14 protein-coding genes, 1 tRNA gene and 1 pseudogene are annotated in these 18,310 nt (G+C 46.1%); 10 read left to right on the top strand and 6 right to left on the bottom strand.

Annotated elements, in window-relative coordinates; translation table 11 throughout:
* Positions 1-19: 19 nt before the first annotated feature.
* Both pckA and TW81_RS04615 read left to right on the top strand, forming a co-directional pair.
* Positions 20-1,648 (top strand): phosphoenolpyruvate carboxykinase (ATP), encoded by a 1,629-nt coding sequence (gene pckA / locus TW81_RS04620; RefSeq protein ID WP_045954559.1) that lies wholly within the window; start codon positions 20-22, stop codon positions 1,646-1,648.
* Positions 1,649-1,762: 114 nt separating this feature from the next.
* Positions 1,763-3,694, top strand: coding sequence for an AsmA family protein (locus tag TW81_RS04615; protein ID WP_045954558.1), 1,932 nt, complete (start codon positions 1,763-1,765; stop codon positions 3,692-3,694).
* Here TW81_RS04615 and TW81_RS04610 read toward each other — a convergent pair.
* From TW81_RS04610 to TW81_RS04600, 3 genes are all read right to left on the bottom strand, one after another.
* Complete coding sequence (locus TW81_RS04610) at positions 3,691-4,611, bottom strand: bifunctional GNAT family N-acetyltransferase/hotdog fold thioesterase (protein ID WP_045954557.1); 921 nt, start codon at positions 4,609-4,611, stop codon at positions 3,691-3,693. The genes TW81_RS04615 and TW81_RS04610 overlap by 4 nt on opposite strands.
* A 208-nt stretch (positions 4,612-4,819) precedes the next feature.
* Positions 4,820-5,254 (bottom strand): D-aminoacyl-tRNA deacylase, encoded by a 435-nt coding sequence (dtd, locus tag TW81_RS04605; RefSeq protein WP_045954556.1) that lies wholly within the window; start codon positions 5,252-5,254, stop codon positions 4,820-4,822.
* Positions 5,226-6,140, bottom strand: a complete 915-nt coding sequence (locus TW81_RS04600) for a virulence factor BrkB family protein (protein WP_045954725.1) — start codon at positions 6,138-6,140, stop codon at positions 5,226-5,228. The genes dtd and TW81_RS04600 overlap by 29 nt, the downstream gene beginning before the upstream one ends.
* Before the next feature lie 62 nt (positions 6,141-6,202).
* Here TW81_RS04600 and TW81_RS04595 point away from each other — a divergent pair, with 62 nt between their 5' ends.
* Positions 6,203-6,844 (top strand): DUF2959 domain-containing protein, encoded by a 642-nt coding sequence (locus TW81_RS04595; RefSeq protein WP_045954555.1) that lies wholly within the window; start codon positions 6,203-6,205, stop codon positions 6,842-6,844.
* A gap of 31 nt (positions 6,845-6,875) precedes the next feature.
* Here TW81_RS04595 and TW81_RS04590 read toward each other — a convergent pair whose 3' ends face one another.
* On the bottom strand, positions 6,876-7,418 hold the full coding sequence (locus tag TW81_RS04590) for an AAA family ATPase (RefSeq protein ID WP_045954554.1): 543 nt from the start codon (positions 7,416-7,418) through the stop codon (positions 6,876-6,878).
* A 78-nt stretch (positions 7,419-7,496) separates the two neighbouring features.
* Entirely contained in the window at positions 7,497-9,326 is a 1,830-nt protein-coding gene (typA, locus tag TW81_RS04585; protein WP_045954553.1) for a translational GTPase TypA, read from the bottom strand.
* A 493-nt stretch (positions 9,327-9,819) separates the two neighbouring features.
* On the opposite strand from typA, the gene glnA reads away from it, so the two are divergent.
* The 7 genes and pseudogenes from glnA to TW81_RS04555 all read left to right on the top strand — a co-directional run bounded on the left by glnA (position 9,820) and on the right by TW81_RS04555 (position 17,918).
* Positions 9,820-11,229, top strand: a complete 1,410-nt coding sequence (gene glnA, locus TW81_RS04580; protein ID WP_045954552.1) for a glutamate--ammonia ligase — start codon at positions 9,820-9,822, stop codon at positions 11,227-11,229.
* A 129-nt stretch (positions 11,230-11,358) separates the two neighbouring features.
* On the top strand, positions 11,359-11,886 hold the full coding sequence (locus tag TW81_RS04575; protein ID WP_045954551.1) for a DUF4124 domain-containing protein: 528 nt from the start codon (positions 11,359-11,361) through the stop codon (positions 11,884-11,886).
* A gap of 122 nt (positions 11,887-12,008) precedes the next feature.
* Positions 12,009-13,055: a nitrogen regulation protein NR(II) gene (gene glnL, locus TW81_RS04570; protein WP_045954550.1), complete on the top strand. Its 1,047-nt coding sequence runs from the start codon at positions 12,009-12,011 to the stop codon at positions 13,053-13,055.
* 35 nt (positions 13,056-13,090) lie between these two features.
* Complete coding sequence (gene glnG, locus TW81_RS04565; protein WP_045954549.1) at positions 13,091-14,494, top strand: nitrogen regulation protein NR(I); 1,404 nt, start codon at positions 13,091-13,093, stop codon at positions 14,492-14,494.
* A gap of 166 nt (positions 14,495-14,660) precedes the next feature.
* Complete coding sequence (gepA, locus tag TW81_RS04560) at positions 14,661-17,201, top strand: phosphodiesterase GepA (RefSeq protein WP_045954548.1); 2,541 nt, start codon at positions 14,661-14,663, stop codon at positions 17,199-17,201.
* A gap of 198 nt (positions 17,202-17,399) precedes the next feature.
* Positions 17,400-17,635: pseudogene (locus TW81_RS19510) on the top strand (adenosine deaminase); the annotation flags it as partial.
* Between the two features lie 34 nt (positions 17,636-17,669).
* Positions 17,670-17,918, top strand: a complete 249-nt coding sequence (locus tag TW81_RS04555; RefSeq protein ID WP_045954547.1) for a helix-turn-helix domain-containing protein — start codon at positions 17,670-17,672, stop codon at positions 17,916-17,918.
* A 217-nt stretch (positions 17,919-18,135) separates the two neighbouring features.
* Here the strand turns inward: TW81_RS04555 and TW81_RS04550 are convergent.
* Positions 18,136-18,226: transfer RNA gene (locus TW81_RS04550), tRNA-Ser, on the bottom strand.
* Positions 18,227-18,310 lie beyond the last annotated feature (84 nt).

Genomic DNA, 18,310 nt, shown 5'->3' with positions numbered 1-18,310 from the left:
ATTCCTACAAGGAGCACCTATGACCGTTATGGAACATACAAAGGCTGCAACAATTGATCTTACCAAACACGGGCTTCACAACGTAAAAGAGGTTATTCGTAACCCAAGCTACGAAATGTTGTTCGAAGAAGAAACGCGCGCAGATCTGGAAGGCTATGAAAAAGGCGTGGTCACCGAACTAGGCGCAATTGCTGTTGATACTGGTATTTTTACCGGACGCTCACCAAAAGATAAATACATTGTTAAAGACGCAACCACTGAAGAGCATATGTGGTGGACATCTGATGCAGTTAAAAACGACAACAAACCTATCGACCAAGCGGTATGGAACGATCTCAAGCAGCTTGTAACCAACCAGCTTTCTGGAAAACGTGTTTTCGTTATTGATGGCTATTGTGGTGCCAACCCTGACACCCGCCTCAGCATTCGCGTCATTACCGAAGTGGCTTGGCAAGCACACTTTGTAAAGAACATGTTCATTCGTCCAACAGAAAAAGAACTCGAGACGTTTGAGCCAGATTTTGTGGTAATGAACGGCGCAAAATGTACTAACCAGCAGTGGCAAGAGCAAGGTCTGAACTCTGAAAACTTCACAGTATTCAACCTAACAGAACGCATGCAGCTTATCGGCGGCACTTGGTACGGCGGCGAGATGAAGAAAGGTATGTTCGCGATGATGAACTACTTCCTTCCTCTTAAAGATATCGCATCAATGCACTGCAGTGCCAATATGGGCAAAGAGGGCGATGTGGCTATCTTCTTTGGTCTTTCTGGTACGGGGAAAACAACCCTATCGACCGATCCTAAACGAGCTCTCATCGGTGACGATGAACATGGTTGGGATGACGATGGTGTGTTTAACTTCGAAGGTGGTTGTTACGCGAAAACCATTAAGCTATCTAAAGAAGCAGAACCCGATATCTATAACGCGATTCGTCGTGATGCATTATTAGAAAACGTCACCGTGCGCAATGATGGCTCTATCGATTTCGATGATGGTTCAAAGACAGAAAACACTCGTGTTTCTTACCCAATTGAGCACATTGAAAACATCGTTAAGCCAGTGTCGAAGGGCGGTCATGCCAATAAGGTTATCTTCCTTTCTGCTGACGCATTTGGTGTACTCCCTCCAGTATCGAAACTGACTCCAGAGCAAACGAAATATCACTTCCTATCAGGCTTTACCGCAAAACTAGCTGGTACAGAGCGTGGCATTACTGAGCCAACGCCAACCTTCTCAGCCTGTTTTGGCGCCGCCTTCCTAACGCTTCATCCAACCAAGTACGCTGAAGTACTGGTTAAACGCATGGAAGCCGCAGGTGCGGAAGCTTACCTAGTCAACACGGGATGGAACGGCAGTGGCAAACGTATCTCAATTCAGGATACACGTGGCATTATCGATGCAATTCTAGATGGTTCAATTGAAGATGCAGAAACTAAGCACATTCCAATCTTTAATTTGGAAGTACCGACCGCTCTGCACGATGTTGATCCAAGCATCCTAGATCCACGTGATACCTACACGGATCCACTTCAATGGGAAAGCAAAGCAAAAGATTTAGCTGAGCGCTTCATTAATAACTTTGCCAAGTACACTGACAATGATGAAGGTAAATCACTGGTTGCCGCTGGGCCTCAGTTAGATTAGTGACCTGCTTGGAAATTGTTAGCCTAAGCCCCTCTTTTGAGGGGCTTTTTGTTGCCTGAAACGTAAAAGTGTTCCAAGCTAGTAGCACTAATCAACGAGGGAAAGTGATTCAACGTGAAAAAAGCGCTCTTGCTGCTTGCTGTGCTAGTGGTCAGCACCATCACTCTATCGATAGTGGCTTTGTATGCCTTAATGCAAACCCGCTATGCACCTAACGTAATCACTACGCTCGTTGACAACCTAACCCCCTACAAAATCACTGCGACTGACAGCAAATACATCCCACCTTTGCAGTTAGAGCTTAGTAATGTCGAACTGCAACACGGTTCGAGCAGCGTACAACTGCCTAAGTTGAATCTATGGCTCAGCCAACTTCCTTGGCAAAACGGTAAATTGTCCTTTGACTCGATCTTGATTCAAGGTGCAAGCATAAATCTAGATGAGCTCAATTCAACACTGTTCGACGCGATGACCCTCCACCAGCTAGCGCTCAAACATGTCGATATCAATGCGGGAAAATGGTCGGCTCGCGGGGTGAATGCCCAAATAGAATCCCCGCTGTGGAGCAAGGCTGATCAGACTCTGCCTTTTGGCGATATCCAACTCTCGATCGAACAGTTATATATGCAAGGTGAGGCGCTGAACAAAGTGTTAGTGGATGCTCGCTATCAAGAGAATAACAGCACTATTTTTGGCAGTTCGTTTCATTGGCGTGGTGCCACTATTTCCGGTCAGGCAGAGCAATACCCTCAGGGGTGGTCACTGGTTAATGTCACTATAGATCAACTTACCTTGCCACAATCTTCGCAAATAGAGCAGCTCAGCGCGACCTTGCACAATCTTGATCTGCCTATTTTTCATATTAACAGTTTAGATATCCTCAGCAGCTCGTTCAATTATGGTCGATGGCGCTTTGAGCATTTAGACGCCTCGTTAGAGAACCTCAATCTCAACCAATCTACTTGGCAGCAGCAAGCAGGCTATGCTTCATTCGATGCAGAAAGTATCCGTTATGGTGAACTGCAACTTTTGTCTCCCACTGCGCAATTCGCGCTCGACAACCACACCCTCACGATTGAAGAGTTTGATACCGATTTCAAACAGGGCCGCATCCAACTTCAAGGCGAGGTGTCGCCGCAGGCTATCGCTCTGTCTATGTTGAAAATTCGTGGGGTTAAATGGCTCGAGCAAACCGCGCAGATCATTCCGGATTTAACCGCTATGCTCAGCACTCTCGACGCGCTGACTATTGAGCAGCTAGAAATCGACAATACCCAGCTAATTCAAGTCGAGAAGAAGCCATACTGGCAGGTTTCTGGTCTAACCGTCGAAGGCACAGATCTAACCTTGATCGAGCAAAGTAAATCTGGGCTATTGGCCGGTAAATTGGATGTCAGTGCCAATATCGCCAACATAGATAAGCTCATCACTACCCAGGCCCATCTGACCGCACATGCTACAAAGCAAAAGTTGGTCTTAGAGCGCGCCTTTATTCCGCTAGAGCAAGGTTATATCGAGGCGTCAGGTTATTGGGATCGAGCGACGCTAAGCTCACCTTGGGTGTTAACACTGCACGCCGATGGCCTGCCGCTTGAGCACTACTTTATTGAGCAAAACCTACCGTTTTCACTCTCAGGCCTGGCGGAAATAGACGTCCGTTTAAATGGCCTATCGGGTGATTACTCTATGCTGTCACACAGCCTCAGCGGAGCCGTGACGGGCAACATCCATCATGCGACACTTGAAGCAAGTAGCGTCGATGGCGAGACCAGTTTTAGCCAAGCCTTAGCCATAGGCCCGATAGAGATTACCGCTGACCGTGGGCGAATCACCTTGACCAGTCCCGATGGTCAGTCTCAGCTTGCAGGTGGCGTGGATTTAACCAAACCTCAATTTGCTACCTTGCTGCTTAAATCTCAGCAAGAGTGCGTTGAGCTATGGTCAGATATGATTAATGGTGCCAATGTGATCAAACAGACCTGCTCAAACAAATCAGGTTCGCAGGCAACCTCACAAACGGAGCCAGAATCTATCTCTAACGATTAAGACTCTTCAATGACTGACTGATAGTCAGGAATGAGCATATAGGTGCCAATAAACTCAACCGCGGCCTGATCACCACTATAAATGGTGACATGAATAACAATGCGCGCCTTGCGCCCTGAAGCCAAACGATCTAAGTCACCGCTAATACCATCAAGAGAGGTCGACGCAACGGGATTTTGCGTCACCGGATGGCGGTAACGAATGCGACTGTCGGCTAACACAATATCGCCACTCAAACCGCGCTCTTTCATCAACAACCACGTCATCCCCCAGCCCGTTAAGGTCGCCAGCGTAAAAGCTGAACCGGCAAACATGGTGTTGTGTGGGTTTAAGTTAGGGTTGAGCTGCGCACCACATTCAAACTGGTAGCCAGTGTATTGATTGATCTTAATGCCCATTTTGTCGCTGATAGGGATCTGATGTTCCCAGCGCTCTTGCAGCTCAGTACACCATTCGGGGTTGCGCAATACATTTGCCATTGGGTCAAGGTGTTTCACCATCTGCTGGTGTCTCACCGGGCCACGTTCATCGGTCAATTCACCACGGCGCTCGAAACCATTTTTCTCATAGAAGGAAATCGCATCTTCGCGCGCGTTACACACCAAACGCTTTGCTCCTTCTTGGCGAGCCAAAGACTCTAGAGCGACCAGCACCAACGAGCCCATCCCTTTACTGCGTCGGGAACCTTTTACTGCCATGTAGCGGATCTGGCCTTCGCTATCTGGGGTAATATACAAACGGCCGATCGCCATCGGCCTACCACGACCATCGACAATCATTCGATGGTGGCTCATAGAGTCATATTCGTCGCGCTCGGAACCAATCGGCATGCGCCATGGCTCACGCAGCATCTGCCAACGAAAGTGGTAGTACTTATTAAGTTGGTTGTCGGTTTTGGGCGTGATCAGCTTAAACATAAAAATCCTTTTATCGAGACGAAATCGCCTCGCTACTCAACTTATACCAATCGGGATAAATAGGTGATTAGATAATTGCGCAGGAAAAATCGCTTAGAGCAAGGCATAGATTGCAGCGAGCTAGTTGTCCTACCCACAAAATCTATAACGATGCTATCAGCGATTTTAACCAGCAAGAATGACCAGATATTTATTCTGCTTGGTACTATTATACTTGCAACCAGAAGGTCACGGGGCCGTCATTCACTAACGATACTTTCATATCCGCTGCAAAACGCCCACGCTCAGTAGGTAACACTTCTGCACAACGGTCAGAAAAATACTCATATAAGCGCTCAGCATCGGCGGGATGCGCACCACGAGAAAACCCTGCACGTGTTCCTTTCTTGGTGTCCGCTGGCAAGGTGAACTGGGAAACCACCAGCACTTTGCCGTCGACCTGCTGCACATTGAGGTTCATCTTATCGTCAGCATCACCAAACACACGATAAGTTGTAACGCGTTCAACAAGACGTTTTGCTTTTGCTTCATCATCGTCTTTTTCTACGCCTAATAGCACCAACAAACCTTGGCCGATCTCTCCGACGATTTCACCTTCTACGCGGACGGCAGCCTCACTCACTCTCTGGATCAGTGCTATCACTGTCTTTTCCTTTCAATTGCTTAATCTCACTGTTGGGTGAGTTTAGCATGTCTGACAACTCACTCCACTGGTCTCTCTCGCCGAGTGCTGCGGTAACCTCGGCACCGATCAGCACAATCAGCCAACATAAGTAGACCCAAACGAATAAAATTGGAATTGCCGCCAAAGCGCCATATATCAACTGATAGGATGGAAATTCGGTGATATAAAGGGCAAAACCTTTCTTACTCGCCTCAAACAATAACGCCGCGACTGTTGCACCAATGACAGCGTGGCTAAAGCGAACTTTCTTGTTTGGCACCAGCAGATACAATCCAACAAAAGCAAAGAAAGAGAGCAAGAAAGGCAACCAACGTAGCAGGAGGTTAAAAGCGCCCGAAATGGCCTCGCTCTCAAGTATTTTTAACGACGTGACATAAGACGTTGCCGCGATACTCGCCCCAACGAGTATTGGCCCAAGCGTGAGCACCATCCAATACATTGAAAATGAAAACACAACGCGACGCTTTTGAGTCACTCGCCAAATATAGTTGAGGTTCTTGTCGATGTTAGAGATCAGCAGTAACGCAGCAACAAAGAGAAAACCACCGCCAACCGCACTCATTTTTCCGGTATTGGCGACAAACTCCAATAAAGCGCCTTTGACGGTATCTCCCGCAGCAGGAACAAAGTGGGTGATGGCAAAATCCTGCAACGCTGTGCCCGCGTTTTCGAAAATTGAGAAAGAGGATAACACCGACAGTAACACCGTTAGCATTGGCACTATCGACAATAAGGTAATGTAGGCGAGATAGCCTGCGTTGACGTTAACTCTATCATGACCCATCCTAGTCAGCAGGTAGCGTGCAAACAACACAATTTGCTTGATCAAAGGCTCGATTTTCAACTTGTAACTCCCTAGCAACTCGGTCATCCTAACAATCTAATTCTAAAGGAAAGGGAACCATCATGCCGTACTTACTGGCTATTGTAATGTCGATTTTTACCCTAACGGGGTGTCAATCTGCCTATTACTCTGCAATGGAACAGGTAGGCTACCATAAACGTGACATCATGGTGGATCGCGTTGAAGACGCCAAACAATCGCAGCAAGACGCGCAACAAGAGTTTACCAGCGCGCTTGAAGCCCTTTCTGTGCTAACCAACTTCGACGGAGGTGAGCTAGAATCGGTCTACAACCAGATCAACGACAAGTATCAAGACAGCGAACAAGCAGCGCAAGAAGTTAGCGATCGAATTGCGGCTATCGAAGATGTATCAGATGCACTGTTTAAAGAGTGGCAAGACGAACTGGAACTCTACACCAGCAGTAAGCTGAAACGCGCCAGCGAAGTGAAACTAAAAGAAACCAAACGCTCATACAATACTATGCTAGCGGCCATGAAGCGTGCTGAAGATAAAATGACGCCAGTACTGAATACGCTGCGTGACAACACTCTTTATCTTAAACACAACCTCAATGCGAGTGCGATCGGCTCTTTGCAAGGAGAGTTTATGAGCTTAGAGCAAGACATCCAGTATGCGATCCAGCAGATGAACGCTGCGATTGCGGAGTCTGACAAGTTCCTTGAGCAGCTTAATCAAAAGTAGGGCCCTTTAACCTCCTCCCTGTGAGGAGGTGTTAGTTCGTCACCTCAAGATCTAAGGCCATTACTTGGCGAACAAACGCCACTCTCTCATCGACACTTGCCCAAGGTACTTCAACGACCTCATAACCCAGCTCAACGTAGGTATCAACAAGCACCTGATGAATATGCAATGCTTCTTCAAAGCTGTGGGGACGCACTTCATCCTCAACATAAATCGCAGCTTCAGGTCGGCAAGTGAACACCTGACTATGATACCCAGCGCTTTCAGTTACGAATGCTGGTTCAACGTTACAACCACCAACTTTCAGATAAGCCACGATGTCCGGAATTGCGCGATCAACAAAAGCAACATCGTTGTTCAGCGCGTCACGCTTCTGTTCGCACATTAAGTTGAGACATAACTTAGCGAACGCTGGTAGGTTGTTCCACGGCAAGATGCCATTGTCCAATTGACTTTGCTGTTCTATCAAAGAACGCGAACCTTCAGTAAAAGTGGCATAGCCTTGTTCGCCTAATGCCTTAAGTAACGTCGTTTTTCCTGCGCCAGGGCCACCGGTAATCACGATTGGCTTCATTTTCTTGGTTCCGCCTAAACAAAAAGCCCCAAGTTGGCTTCAACTCAGGGCTTTAATTGATTTAACAACTAAGTAATATTACTTAGCGTTACGTGCTTCACGCTTACGATCGCTTTCCGTTAGGAACTTCTTACGAATACGGATGCTTTCAGGCGTTACTTCTACTAGTTCGTCATCATCAATGAACTCTAACGCTTGCTCAAGTGTCATCTTGATTGGCGGAGTCAGTACCTGCGCGTCATCAGTACCAGATGCACGAACGTTGGTTAGCTGCTTACCTTTCAGTGCGTTTACTGTTAGGTCGTTGTCGCGACTGTGAATACCAATAACCATACCTTCGTACACTTCAACACCGTGACCGATAAATAGACGACCACGCTCTTGAAGATTAAACAGTGCGTTGGTTAGTGCTTTACCCGCAGCGTTAGCAATCAATACACCATTGATACGTTGACCGATGTTACCGCCTTTATGAGGACCGTAGTGATCAAATGTATGGTAAAGAAGACCAGAACCTGAAGTCAGCGTCATAAACTCAGTTTGGAAGCCGATCAGGCCACGAGATGGCATGATGAAGTCCATACGTACACGGCCTTTGCCGTCTGGAGACATATCTTTCAGTTCACCTTTACGTAAACCGATGTTCTCCATGATGCCGCCTTGGTGCTCTTCTTGAACGTCGATAGTTACGGTTTCAAACGGTTCCATCAACTGACCATCTTCTTCTTTGATGATAACTTCAGGACGAGATACCGCTAGCTCAAAGCCTTCACGACGCATGTTTTCGATCAGGATAGATAGGTGAAGTTCACCACGGCCTGATACGCGGAATTTGTCTGGATCGTCTGTTTGCTCAACGCGTAGCGCAACGTTGTGTACCAATTCCTTCTCTAAACGCTCAAGGATGTTACGTGAAGTAACGAACTTACCTTCTTTACCCGCGAATGGAGAAGTGTTTACTTGGAACGTCATAGTAACGGTTGGTTCATCAACTGACAGTGCAGGTAGCGCTTCTACTGCGTTTTGTGCACAGATGGTGTCAGAAATTTTCAGCTCGCCTAGACCTGTAATGGCAATGATATCACCCGCGTTTGCTTGCGCTACATCGTGACGCTCTAGACCTAAGTAGCCCATGACTGTGCCGACTTTACCGTTGCGGGTTTTACCGTCAGCACCAATGATCGTTACTTGTTGGTTTGGCTTCACGCTACCACGAGTAACACGAGCTACACCAATAACACCCACGTAAGAGCTGTAGTCTAGCTGAGAAACCTGCATCTGAAGTGGACCGTCAAGGTCAACATCTGGCGCATCAACAACATCAACGATTGTCTGGAATAGTGGTTCCATGTCTTCGCCAGTTTCGCCTTCTTCAAGCGTTGCCCAACCGTTTAGTGCAGAAGCGTAAACCACTTTAAAGTCTAGCTGTTCGTCCGTTGCGCCTAGGTTGTCGAATAGGTCGAATACTTGATCCATAACCCAGTCAGGACGAGCACCCGGACGGTCAATTTTGTTGATGACAACGATTGGCTTAAGGCCATGAGCAAAGGCTTTTTGCGTTACAAAGCGTGTTTGTGGCATTGGGCCATCAACCGCGTCAACGATAAGTAGCACTGAGTCTACCATCGACATGATACGTTCTACTTCACCACCGAAGTCCGCGTGTCCCGGAGTATCTACGATGTTGATACGGTAGTCATTCCAGTTAATTGCAGTGTTTTTCGCAAGAATGGTAATGCCACGCTCTTTCTCGATGTCGTTCGAGTCCATGACTCGCTCTTCAGCTTCACCGCGAGACTCTAAAGTACCTGATTGCTGTAGTAGTTTATCAACCAGTGTTGTTTTACCGTGGTCAACGTGCGCGATGATCGCGATATTTCTTAATTTATCAATCTGTGGAGTAGCCATGGATTTGATTCACTCGAATATGAGAAACACGCCTCTTAATATAGCTCAATTAAGAAGCGCGCTTACTTGATTAAAAAAACGGCCATAATGTACCAGATTCTGGCGAAAAACCCAGAAATATGTGATCTGATTCGCTCCATTTGCCAAGATATTTTATTGATGAAACGCAAACTCACTCCGAGTAAAGGTAAATCCCCATTGACATCAGTGGAAAAACTCGGCTGAATGAATAGCGATTTTGTTGTATCTTGGTGCAATCAAACACGAGAGCACCAAAACAGTGCAACAAAAGATCATTTTGGTGCAAAGCGATGCACCAATTTAAAACTAAATTGGCTAATTTATTGAAATTAATGGATTAATTTTTTTGGCACAGTTTTGGCTTTAATGAAATGAGCATCGATTAATACGATTGAAATGAAATTAATCAATGCTAGATTTCACTAACCGAATCAAGCTAACACCGCTTTAATAACACTGGAGGTTATCCAAGATGTCAGTAGAAAACGTTCTATCTCTGATCCAAGAAAACGAAGTTAAGTTTGTTGACCTACGCTTCACCGACACTAAAGGTAAAGAGCAGCATATCTCTATCCCTGCTCACCAAATCGACGCAGACTTCTTCGAAGAAGGTAAAATGTTTGACGGTTCATCAGTTGCTGGCTGGAAAGGTATCAACGAATCAGACATGGTAATGATGCCAGATGCATCATCAGCTGTGCTTGACCCATTCACGGAAGACGCAACGCTAAACGTTCGTTGTGACATCCTAGAGCCTGCAACTATGCAAGGCTACGATCGCGACCCACGTTCTATCGCAAAACGCGCTGAAGATTACATGCGTTCTACTGGTATTGCAGACACTGTACTTATCGGTCCTGAGCCAGAATTCTTCCTATTCGATGATGTTAAGTTCTCGACTGACATGTCTGGTTCTTTCTTCAAAATCGACGACGTAGAAGCAGCATGGAACACAGGTTCAGATTACGAAGAAGGTAACAAAGGTCACCGTCCAGGTGTTAAAGGCGGTTACTTCCCAGTAGCACCAGTTGACTCATCTCAAGACATCCGCAGCGCTATGTGTCTTATCATGGAAGAAATGGGTCTAGTAGTTGAAGCTCACCACCATGAAGTTGCAACTGCAGGTCAGAACGAAATCGCAACTCGCTTCAACACGCTAACAACCAAAGCTGACGAAATTCAAATCTACAAGTACGTTGTTCACAACGTTGCACATGCATTCGGTAAAACAGCAACTTTCATGCCTAAACCACTTGTTGGCGACAACGGCAGCGGTATGCACGTTCACCAATCTCTAGCAAAAGACGGTGTTAACCTATTTGCTGGTGACAAGTATGGCGGTCTATCTGAAACTGCACTTTACTACATCGGCGGTATCATCAAGCACGCTCGCGCAATCAACGCATTTGCTAACCCATCAACCAACTCGTACAAGCGTCTTGTACCAGGCTTCGAAGCGCCAGTTATGCTTGCTTACTCTGCACGTAACCGTTCTGCTTCTATCCGTATCCCTGTGGTACCAAGCCCGAAAGCACGCCGTATCGAAGTTCGTTTCGGTGATCCAGCAGCGAACCCATACCTAGCATTCGCAGCAATGCTAATGGCGGGTCTTGACGGTATTAAGAACAAGATCCACCCAGGCGAAGCAATGGATAAAGACTTGTACGACCTACCAGCAGAAGAAGCAGCAGAAATCCCAACAGTTGCAGAATCTCTACAAGGCGCACTAGCTGAACTAGACGCAGACCGTGAGTTCCTAACATCTGGCGGCGTTTTCTCAGATGACTTCATCGATTCTTACATCGCACTGAAATCTCAAGATGTACAACGCGTTAACATGGCAACTCACCCACTAGAATTTGAATTGTACTACTCTGTATAATCAGCTCTAGTACGCGATAACGCGTCGAGTTACATAAAACCAAGGCTCACCTCGCAGGTGGGCCTTTTTATTGTCTAAGCACCACAAAGCTTTGTTAGCATTAACCTTTTACTGACTTAGCGGCACTGTATGAATAACCTTTGCATTGTATTGTGGCTCATTACTCTCTATGTGCCTTTTTCTACTGCTCAAGCTATCTACACTTGGCAAGATGCAGAAGGTGTACGGCACTTTAGTGACAGTGAGCAAGATACGTCAGCGACAGAAGTACAATTGCAGAGCATTGAGCCAACTTCCTCTCTAACCCCAAACAAACAGATAGACAGCTCACAAACACAGTCAGTAGAGCAACTCAGCCCTCTCACAGTGCATATCCACTCTCCGCAGCACGGCCAGGCAATAAGAAGCAACTCTGGACAACTGACTATATCAGCTCAGTTGAGTCGTGATTTAGCGAAGCAGGAGATGCTGCAACTCATGGTGGATAACACAGCGTATGGCCCTGAAACTCGCGAACCAAGCTGGCCGCTTTTTAACCTTGATCGAGGCACCCACTCATTTACCATTCAAGTAGTTAGAGACGGCAAGCTTATTGCATTATCTCAACCTATAACGGTGCATTTACTGCGAGCAACGATCAATTCAGTGAAACAATAACCAAATTCCTAGGAGTTTCGCTCGTTTTCACTTCAGTTCTCACATTCAATGCGCCATACTTGAATACACGACGCACCACTTTGGTGCATTGCACAAATCAAGTTCAAGGATGGGGCAAAGCAGTGGATAGCGAACTCAACAATATTATTTTAAATCACCAAGTGACCGCGATTTTAATCATGAACGAGTCGCTTCAGGTCAAATACGCCAATCCTGCGGCTGAGCAACTGTTTTCACAAAGCGCTAAACGTATCGTCGACAATCCGCTCTCTCACCTAATTCAACATGCGTCAATGGATCTCGCTTTGCTATCTCAACCACTTCAGAGTGGTCAAAGCATTACCGATAGCGACGTCACTTTTGTCGTTGATAATAAGCCGTTAATGCTTGAGGTGACGGTCAGTCCAATTTCGTGGAACAGAGAGTTGATGTTACTGGTTGAAATGCGAAAGATAGGTCAACAACGCAGGCTTTCCCAGGAGCTCAATCAACATGCGCAGCAACAGGCCGCTAAGCTTTTAGTCCGTGGCCTTGCTCATGAAATAAAAAACCCTCTTGGAGGGTTGAGAGGGGCAGCACAATTGCTTGAACGTACACTCCCCGATCCCAATCTTGCTGAGTATACCCAAATCATCATCGAGCAAGCCGATAGATTACGCGCTTTAGTCGACCGGCTGTTAGGGCCACAGAAGCCCGGAAAGAAACGTCCAGCGAATCTGCATTTAATTATTGAAAAGGTACGCCAACTGGTTGATCTCGAAGTCAACCAAAGCGTCAGTATTGAAAGAGACTATGATCCCAGCTTGCCGGACATCTTAATGGATTCCGATCAGATTGAGCAGGCCCTGCTAAACATTGTCAGCAATGCCGGGCACATCCTCATAAATCAAGCGAACCCACAAATAACCATTCGCACCAGAACAGTGCATCAAGCCAACATACATGGTCAGCGCTGTAAACTCGCGGCTCGGATTGAAATTATAGATAACGGTCCGGGCATTCCGGGCGAATTACAAGACACTTTATTTTATCCCATGGTCAGTGGGCGAGAAGGCGGCACGGGGTTGGGGTTGTCAATCGCACAAAACCTGATCGATCAGCATCAAGGTAAAATTGATGTCGAGAGCTGGCCAGGAAGAACAACATTTACCATTTATTTACCAATTTAAACCACATTTAGTCGCATTGCTGTAAGGAAAACAATATGAGTAAAGGATATGTCTGGGTAGTCGATGACGACAGCTCCATCCGATGGGTGATGGAGAAAACGCTCTCTTCAGCCAATATCAAATGCGAAACCTTTGCCGACGCTGAGAGCGTGTTGATGGCCCTTGAACGAGAAACACCAGACGTACTCGTTTCAGATATCCGCATGCCTGGCATTGATGGGATTGAACTTCTTAAGCAAGTCCATGAACGCTCACCTGAGTTACCCGTGATCATCATGACGGCTCACTCGGATCTCGACGCGGCCGTCAACGCCTATCAAAAAGGGGCGTTTGAGTATTTGCCTAAACCATTTGATGTTGACGAAACATTAACGCTCGTCGAGCGGGCGATCACCCACCGTCATGAACAAAAGCAGGAACAGGCATCATTATCGGACGATAGCTACACTCCTCCAGAAATTATTGGCGAAGCACCCGCTATGCAGGAAGTGTTTCGTGCTATCGGACGTTTGTCACGCTCTTCGATCTCTGTACTGATCAATGGTGAGTCAGGTACGGGTAAAGAGTTAGTCGCACACGCGCTTCATCGCCATAGCCCGCGCGCGAGTAACCCTTTCATTGCACTTAATATGGCGGCGATTCCTAAAGACTTAATTGAATCTGAGCTTTTTGGTCATGAGAAAGGGGCATTTACTGGCGCAAATAACATCCGTCAGGGTCGATTCGAACAGGCCAACGGAGGCACACTATTTCTAGATGAGATCGGTGATATGCCGCTGGATATTCAGACTCGTCTACTGCGAGTACTCGCGGATGGTCAGTTTTACCGAGTGGGTGGCCATTCACCGATCAAAGTCGATGTTCGAATTGTTGCAGCGACACACCAAAACCTAGAAAAACTGGTTCATAAAGGCGATTTTCGTGAAGACTTATTCCACCGCCTCAACGTTATTCGTATTCAGATTCCAGCCCTACGAGAGCGTAAGCAAGACATTGAGAAGCTGACGCTGCATTTCTTGGCACTCGCTGCCGAAGAACTTGGTGTCGATGTTAAAACCTTGCATCCAAGTACGGTGGACACACTCAATCGTCTTGAGTGGCCAGGCAACGTTCGTCAATTAGAAAATATCTGTCGCTGGCTAACGGTTATGGCAAGCGGTACAGAAGTACTTCCCGCCGATCTTCCCACAGAACTGTTAGAAGATAAGACGCGCAACGCGACCTCGTCGTCCAGCTCTTGGCAACAACAACTGGCAACTTGGGCAAGAAGTTCGCTATCGCAAGGAGATACCGAGCTGCTATCTTATGCACTTCCTGAATTTGAACGTATACTTTTGGAAGCAGCATTGGAGTACACTAATGGGCATAAGCAAGATGCAGCAAAAGTACTAGGTTGGGGACGGAATACTCTAACACGTAAGCTCAAAGAGCTTTATTAACACTGGAAGGGATGTCACAACTTAATTGAAACCGAGGTGATTTAGGCAACACAGTTAACTTATTCGACTGAATAATAACGATAAATCACCTAGCTTTTTATCAATAGACTCGCTAGCATTTAGTAATGGAATAGTTACAAAGTAATGGATTAACAGAAGAGCACGGATGTCAGCGACCACCCAAATTACACTCAGAACCGCAGTAGTAATGCCTTTCGTGATGATTTTTATAATCACTATTGGTGTTATCGTCACGGTACAAAAAAATAGCTACGAGGAGATGGTTAGGGATGTTAGTGACAAACAACTCACCGCATTAACCGATAATGTCAATCTAGTACTGCACAGCTTTCTTAACGACCCTTTTCAAGCCAGCCTCAATTTAAGCCATTCTATCGGCTTTAATCACCTCTATACTCCCAACGATACCAGCAACATCGAACAGTATCTCAGAACTTCTTTTAAGAACCTGTACCACAACTTACCTCAACTGGATGTGATTGGCTTTGGTGGTGAAAGTGCTGAGTACGTCGGCTTTCGCAAAGAGCCCAACAACGATTACACCTTAATGGTTCAAGATAACCGCACTCAGGGAAAACTGGTCATTTATCGCGGTCAAACAATCAGCCAAGATATACGCTCTGTGTTTGAGCAATATGACCCACGTGTTCGACCATGGTACGCGCCAGTAGCGAAAAGTTTAACACCGATGTGGTCATCGATTTACGCTAATGCCGATGAAAGACAAGAAATAACGCTTTCCGCATTAACGCCTGTGTTTTATGCCGACGCTTTTCAAGGTGTGGTTGTTACTGATATCAAGATCGATACCTTTAATACCTTTCTAAAAAATCAGCAGGAACAAACCAATGCAGTGATCTACATCGTGGACGATAAAAGCCGCATTGTTGCGCAATCAACAGGTGGAAAAATTGTCTCTTGGGGGACGCCACAAAGTGAAAAAGGCGACAGACTATTAGCAACAGAAAGTGCAAATCCAGTCATCAAGGCCAACGCGGACTACTTCTCATCACACGACTTTCATCTCCAAAATGAACCGCAAAGATACCAGCTCGATATAGAAGGTGAGCGCTACTTCAATCACTTTACACCTTACATCGACGAGTATGGCTTGCAATGGTATATCGGCGTGGCCATTTCAGACACTCATCTACTTGGCAAGTTGCCTGAAAGCCAGCGTAATAGCTGGATCATTGGTATCATCGCGAGCTTTTTAGGCATAGGGTTAGGCTTAGTCGCGTTCAACCATATTGTAGCGCCGATCACATCAACCGTTTCAGCGGCTAAGCGCTTAGCCAAAGGGGATTGGGACAGCCACATGCCCAAACCTGGAAACATCTACGAAACGACGATGCTGGTCTATGCTTTCAATGAAATGGCCAATAACCTCAAGGTTTCCTTCCGCGCGTTACGCTCACAGCTGCTTTATGACTCACTGACTAAGCTTTATAGCCGTGAAGGGCTCATTGATACCTGTGATAAACTACCTATCCTCAACGGTTCTTTGATGTTGGTTGGCATCAACAAATTCCGAGACATCAATGACAGTATTGGTCACTACCAAGGAGACCAACTGCTAGTTGCCATTTCTCAACGGTTAAAATCTGTATTTAGCGGTGATTACTATCTCGCTAGAATTGGCGGGGATGAGTTCGCTATCTACATGCCAGCAGAGCAGAGTGACGAGACGTCTCTAGAAACGGCGAACAGAGTACTAAAGGCCTTTGCTGCACCTTTTGTCATTGAACAAGAGAGTGTGGTAGTCAGTGCGTCTGTTGGCATCGTAGAAAACGGCCCAGACGAAAACATGACCTTGTGGTTAAGAAATGGCAGTATCGCGCTGAGTAACGCCAAACAAGATGTCACTAACATCAGCCACTATCGACCAGAAATGGCCGACATTTCACGTAATCGAACCTTAATGCAAGCGAAGATCAAAGATGCATTGGAGCACAACGAATTTGTGCCTTTCTACCAGCCTCTTGTTGATCTTAAAACTGGCGAAGTTGTCGGGGCAGAAGCACTGGCTCGCTGGCTATCTCCATCAGCAGGATTAGTTTCACCGATGGATTTTATTCCTATCGCGGAAGAAAGTGGCCTTATTGGCGCTATCGGCGAACAAATTCTTCTGCAAGCCTGTAACGACACAGTCAAAGGTATGAAAGAAGGTAAATGGAATAGCGCTTTCCATATGCATGTTAACCTGTCAGTGAATCAGTTGTCTCAGCCTGACTTTATCTCCACTTTACAAAGAGTTCTGCAACAGTCGACGTTAAATGCTAACAACCTTACGCTGGAGATTACTGAATCACGTATTGTCGACAACGACCGCGTAACGATCCAAAACATGCAAGCTATCCGTGATCTTGGCGTTCATATTGCCATTGATGACTTTGGTACCGGTTATAGCTCCCTTGCCTACTTGCATAAACTGCCATTTAACTGTCTGAAGATTGATCGTACTTTCGTCAATAATCTCAACCCAGAGGATCTCGATACCTCAATCGTGGCGGCCATCGTTAATATGACTAAAGGCATGAAAGTCTCCTTGATTGCTGAGGGGATTGAAACTGACGAACAAGCAAAAATGCTAGCCAAACTAAACTGTCCACTAGGCCAAGGTTTCCTATACAGCAGACCTGTTCCATTTGAAGAGTGGCCAACAAATTTGGTGAGCATGAAATAAAGTTGCGTGACGAGCAAGAGTTCTCTATTTAAAGCACAGATTGATTATTGCCGAGCAGCTCTTTTCTGCTTGCTACATGGCAATCAAACATAAATTCCCGTCGATGAAGCCGTGGTCGACGTCGACGCTCTACAAGAAGCTATGAAAGACTTTTCGTCGCATCATAAAGCGCACTTTTGCTACCAAATACAGATCGGTTCTGTAAAGTCACTTACAGACCATCCATTGACACAATTTTCTAGATCATGGCGTTGTAGCATGCATCAATACTGATGACCCTGCGGTTGAAGGCATTACACTATCTTTTGAATATGATAGCAGCACCTCAGGCAGGACTTTCTCAAGATCAGAATCGCCAGACACTAATCAATGGCTTAGATATTTCGTTTAGAAAAAACAGGTATTATACCAATCTGAGTAAAAATATGATCTAATTGAGGCTGCTACATCTTCGTGATAAATGACGCTATGGACAGTCTCAATAACATTGATTTCAAAAAACTTGCTAGCCAACAAAAATCTATTCAAATGAAGATGCGATTGCTCGCATTGGCCCATTTTAAAGATGGTTACTCTCGGAACCAAATTGCTAAGTTCCTCAAGGTAAGCAGAACGAGTGTGAATAAATGGGTACAAACATTCCTTGAAGAAGGGCTTGGAATAGTTTCTTGGAATGCTCGGCCAGAGTCAGACAGATGTGTTCGAGAAGATGGATAGACCTGACCAGTTAATTTTCCAGATTGGTATTACGCGATATAGCCGCAAAGCGCACCCAATCAAGGAATGCAGACCATTGGAGCCGACGCCTGAGCGTCGGCTTTTTTGTATCTAGGATTCAATGTGTAATGAGAGATGCAATACAGGCAACTGTAGATTCAGTCAGATAGACTAGATACGAAAAAAGCCTCGCTATTTCTAGCGAGGCTTCTCAATGTGGCGGAGAGATAGGGATTTGAACCCTAGATACGCTATTAACGTATGCCGGTTTTCAAGACCGGTGCTTTCAACCACTCAGCCATCTCTCCACAAATTGTCATCATCAGATTAGTACACTGATGATGTTTGTTACCTGTAAAAAAAGTAACGGTAATTAAAGCCTGGCGATGTCC

Origin of the sequence: Vibrio galatheae (assembly GCF_000967545.1) — a bacterium.
GTDB classification, from domain to species: Bacteria; Pseudomonadota; Gammaproteobacteria; order Enterobacterales; family Vibrionaceae; genus Vibrio; species Vibrio galatheae.
This window is presented reverse-complemented; position numbering and strand designations above follow the sequence as displayed.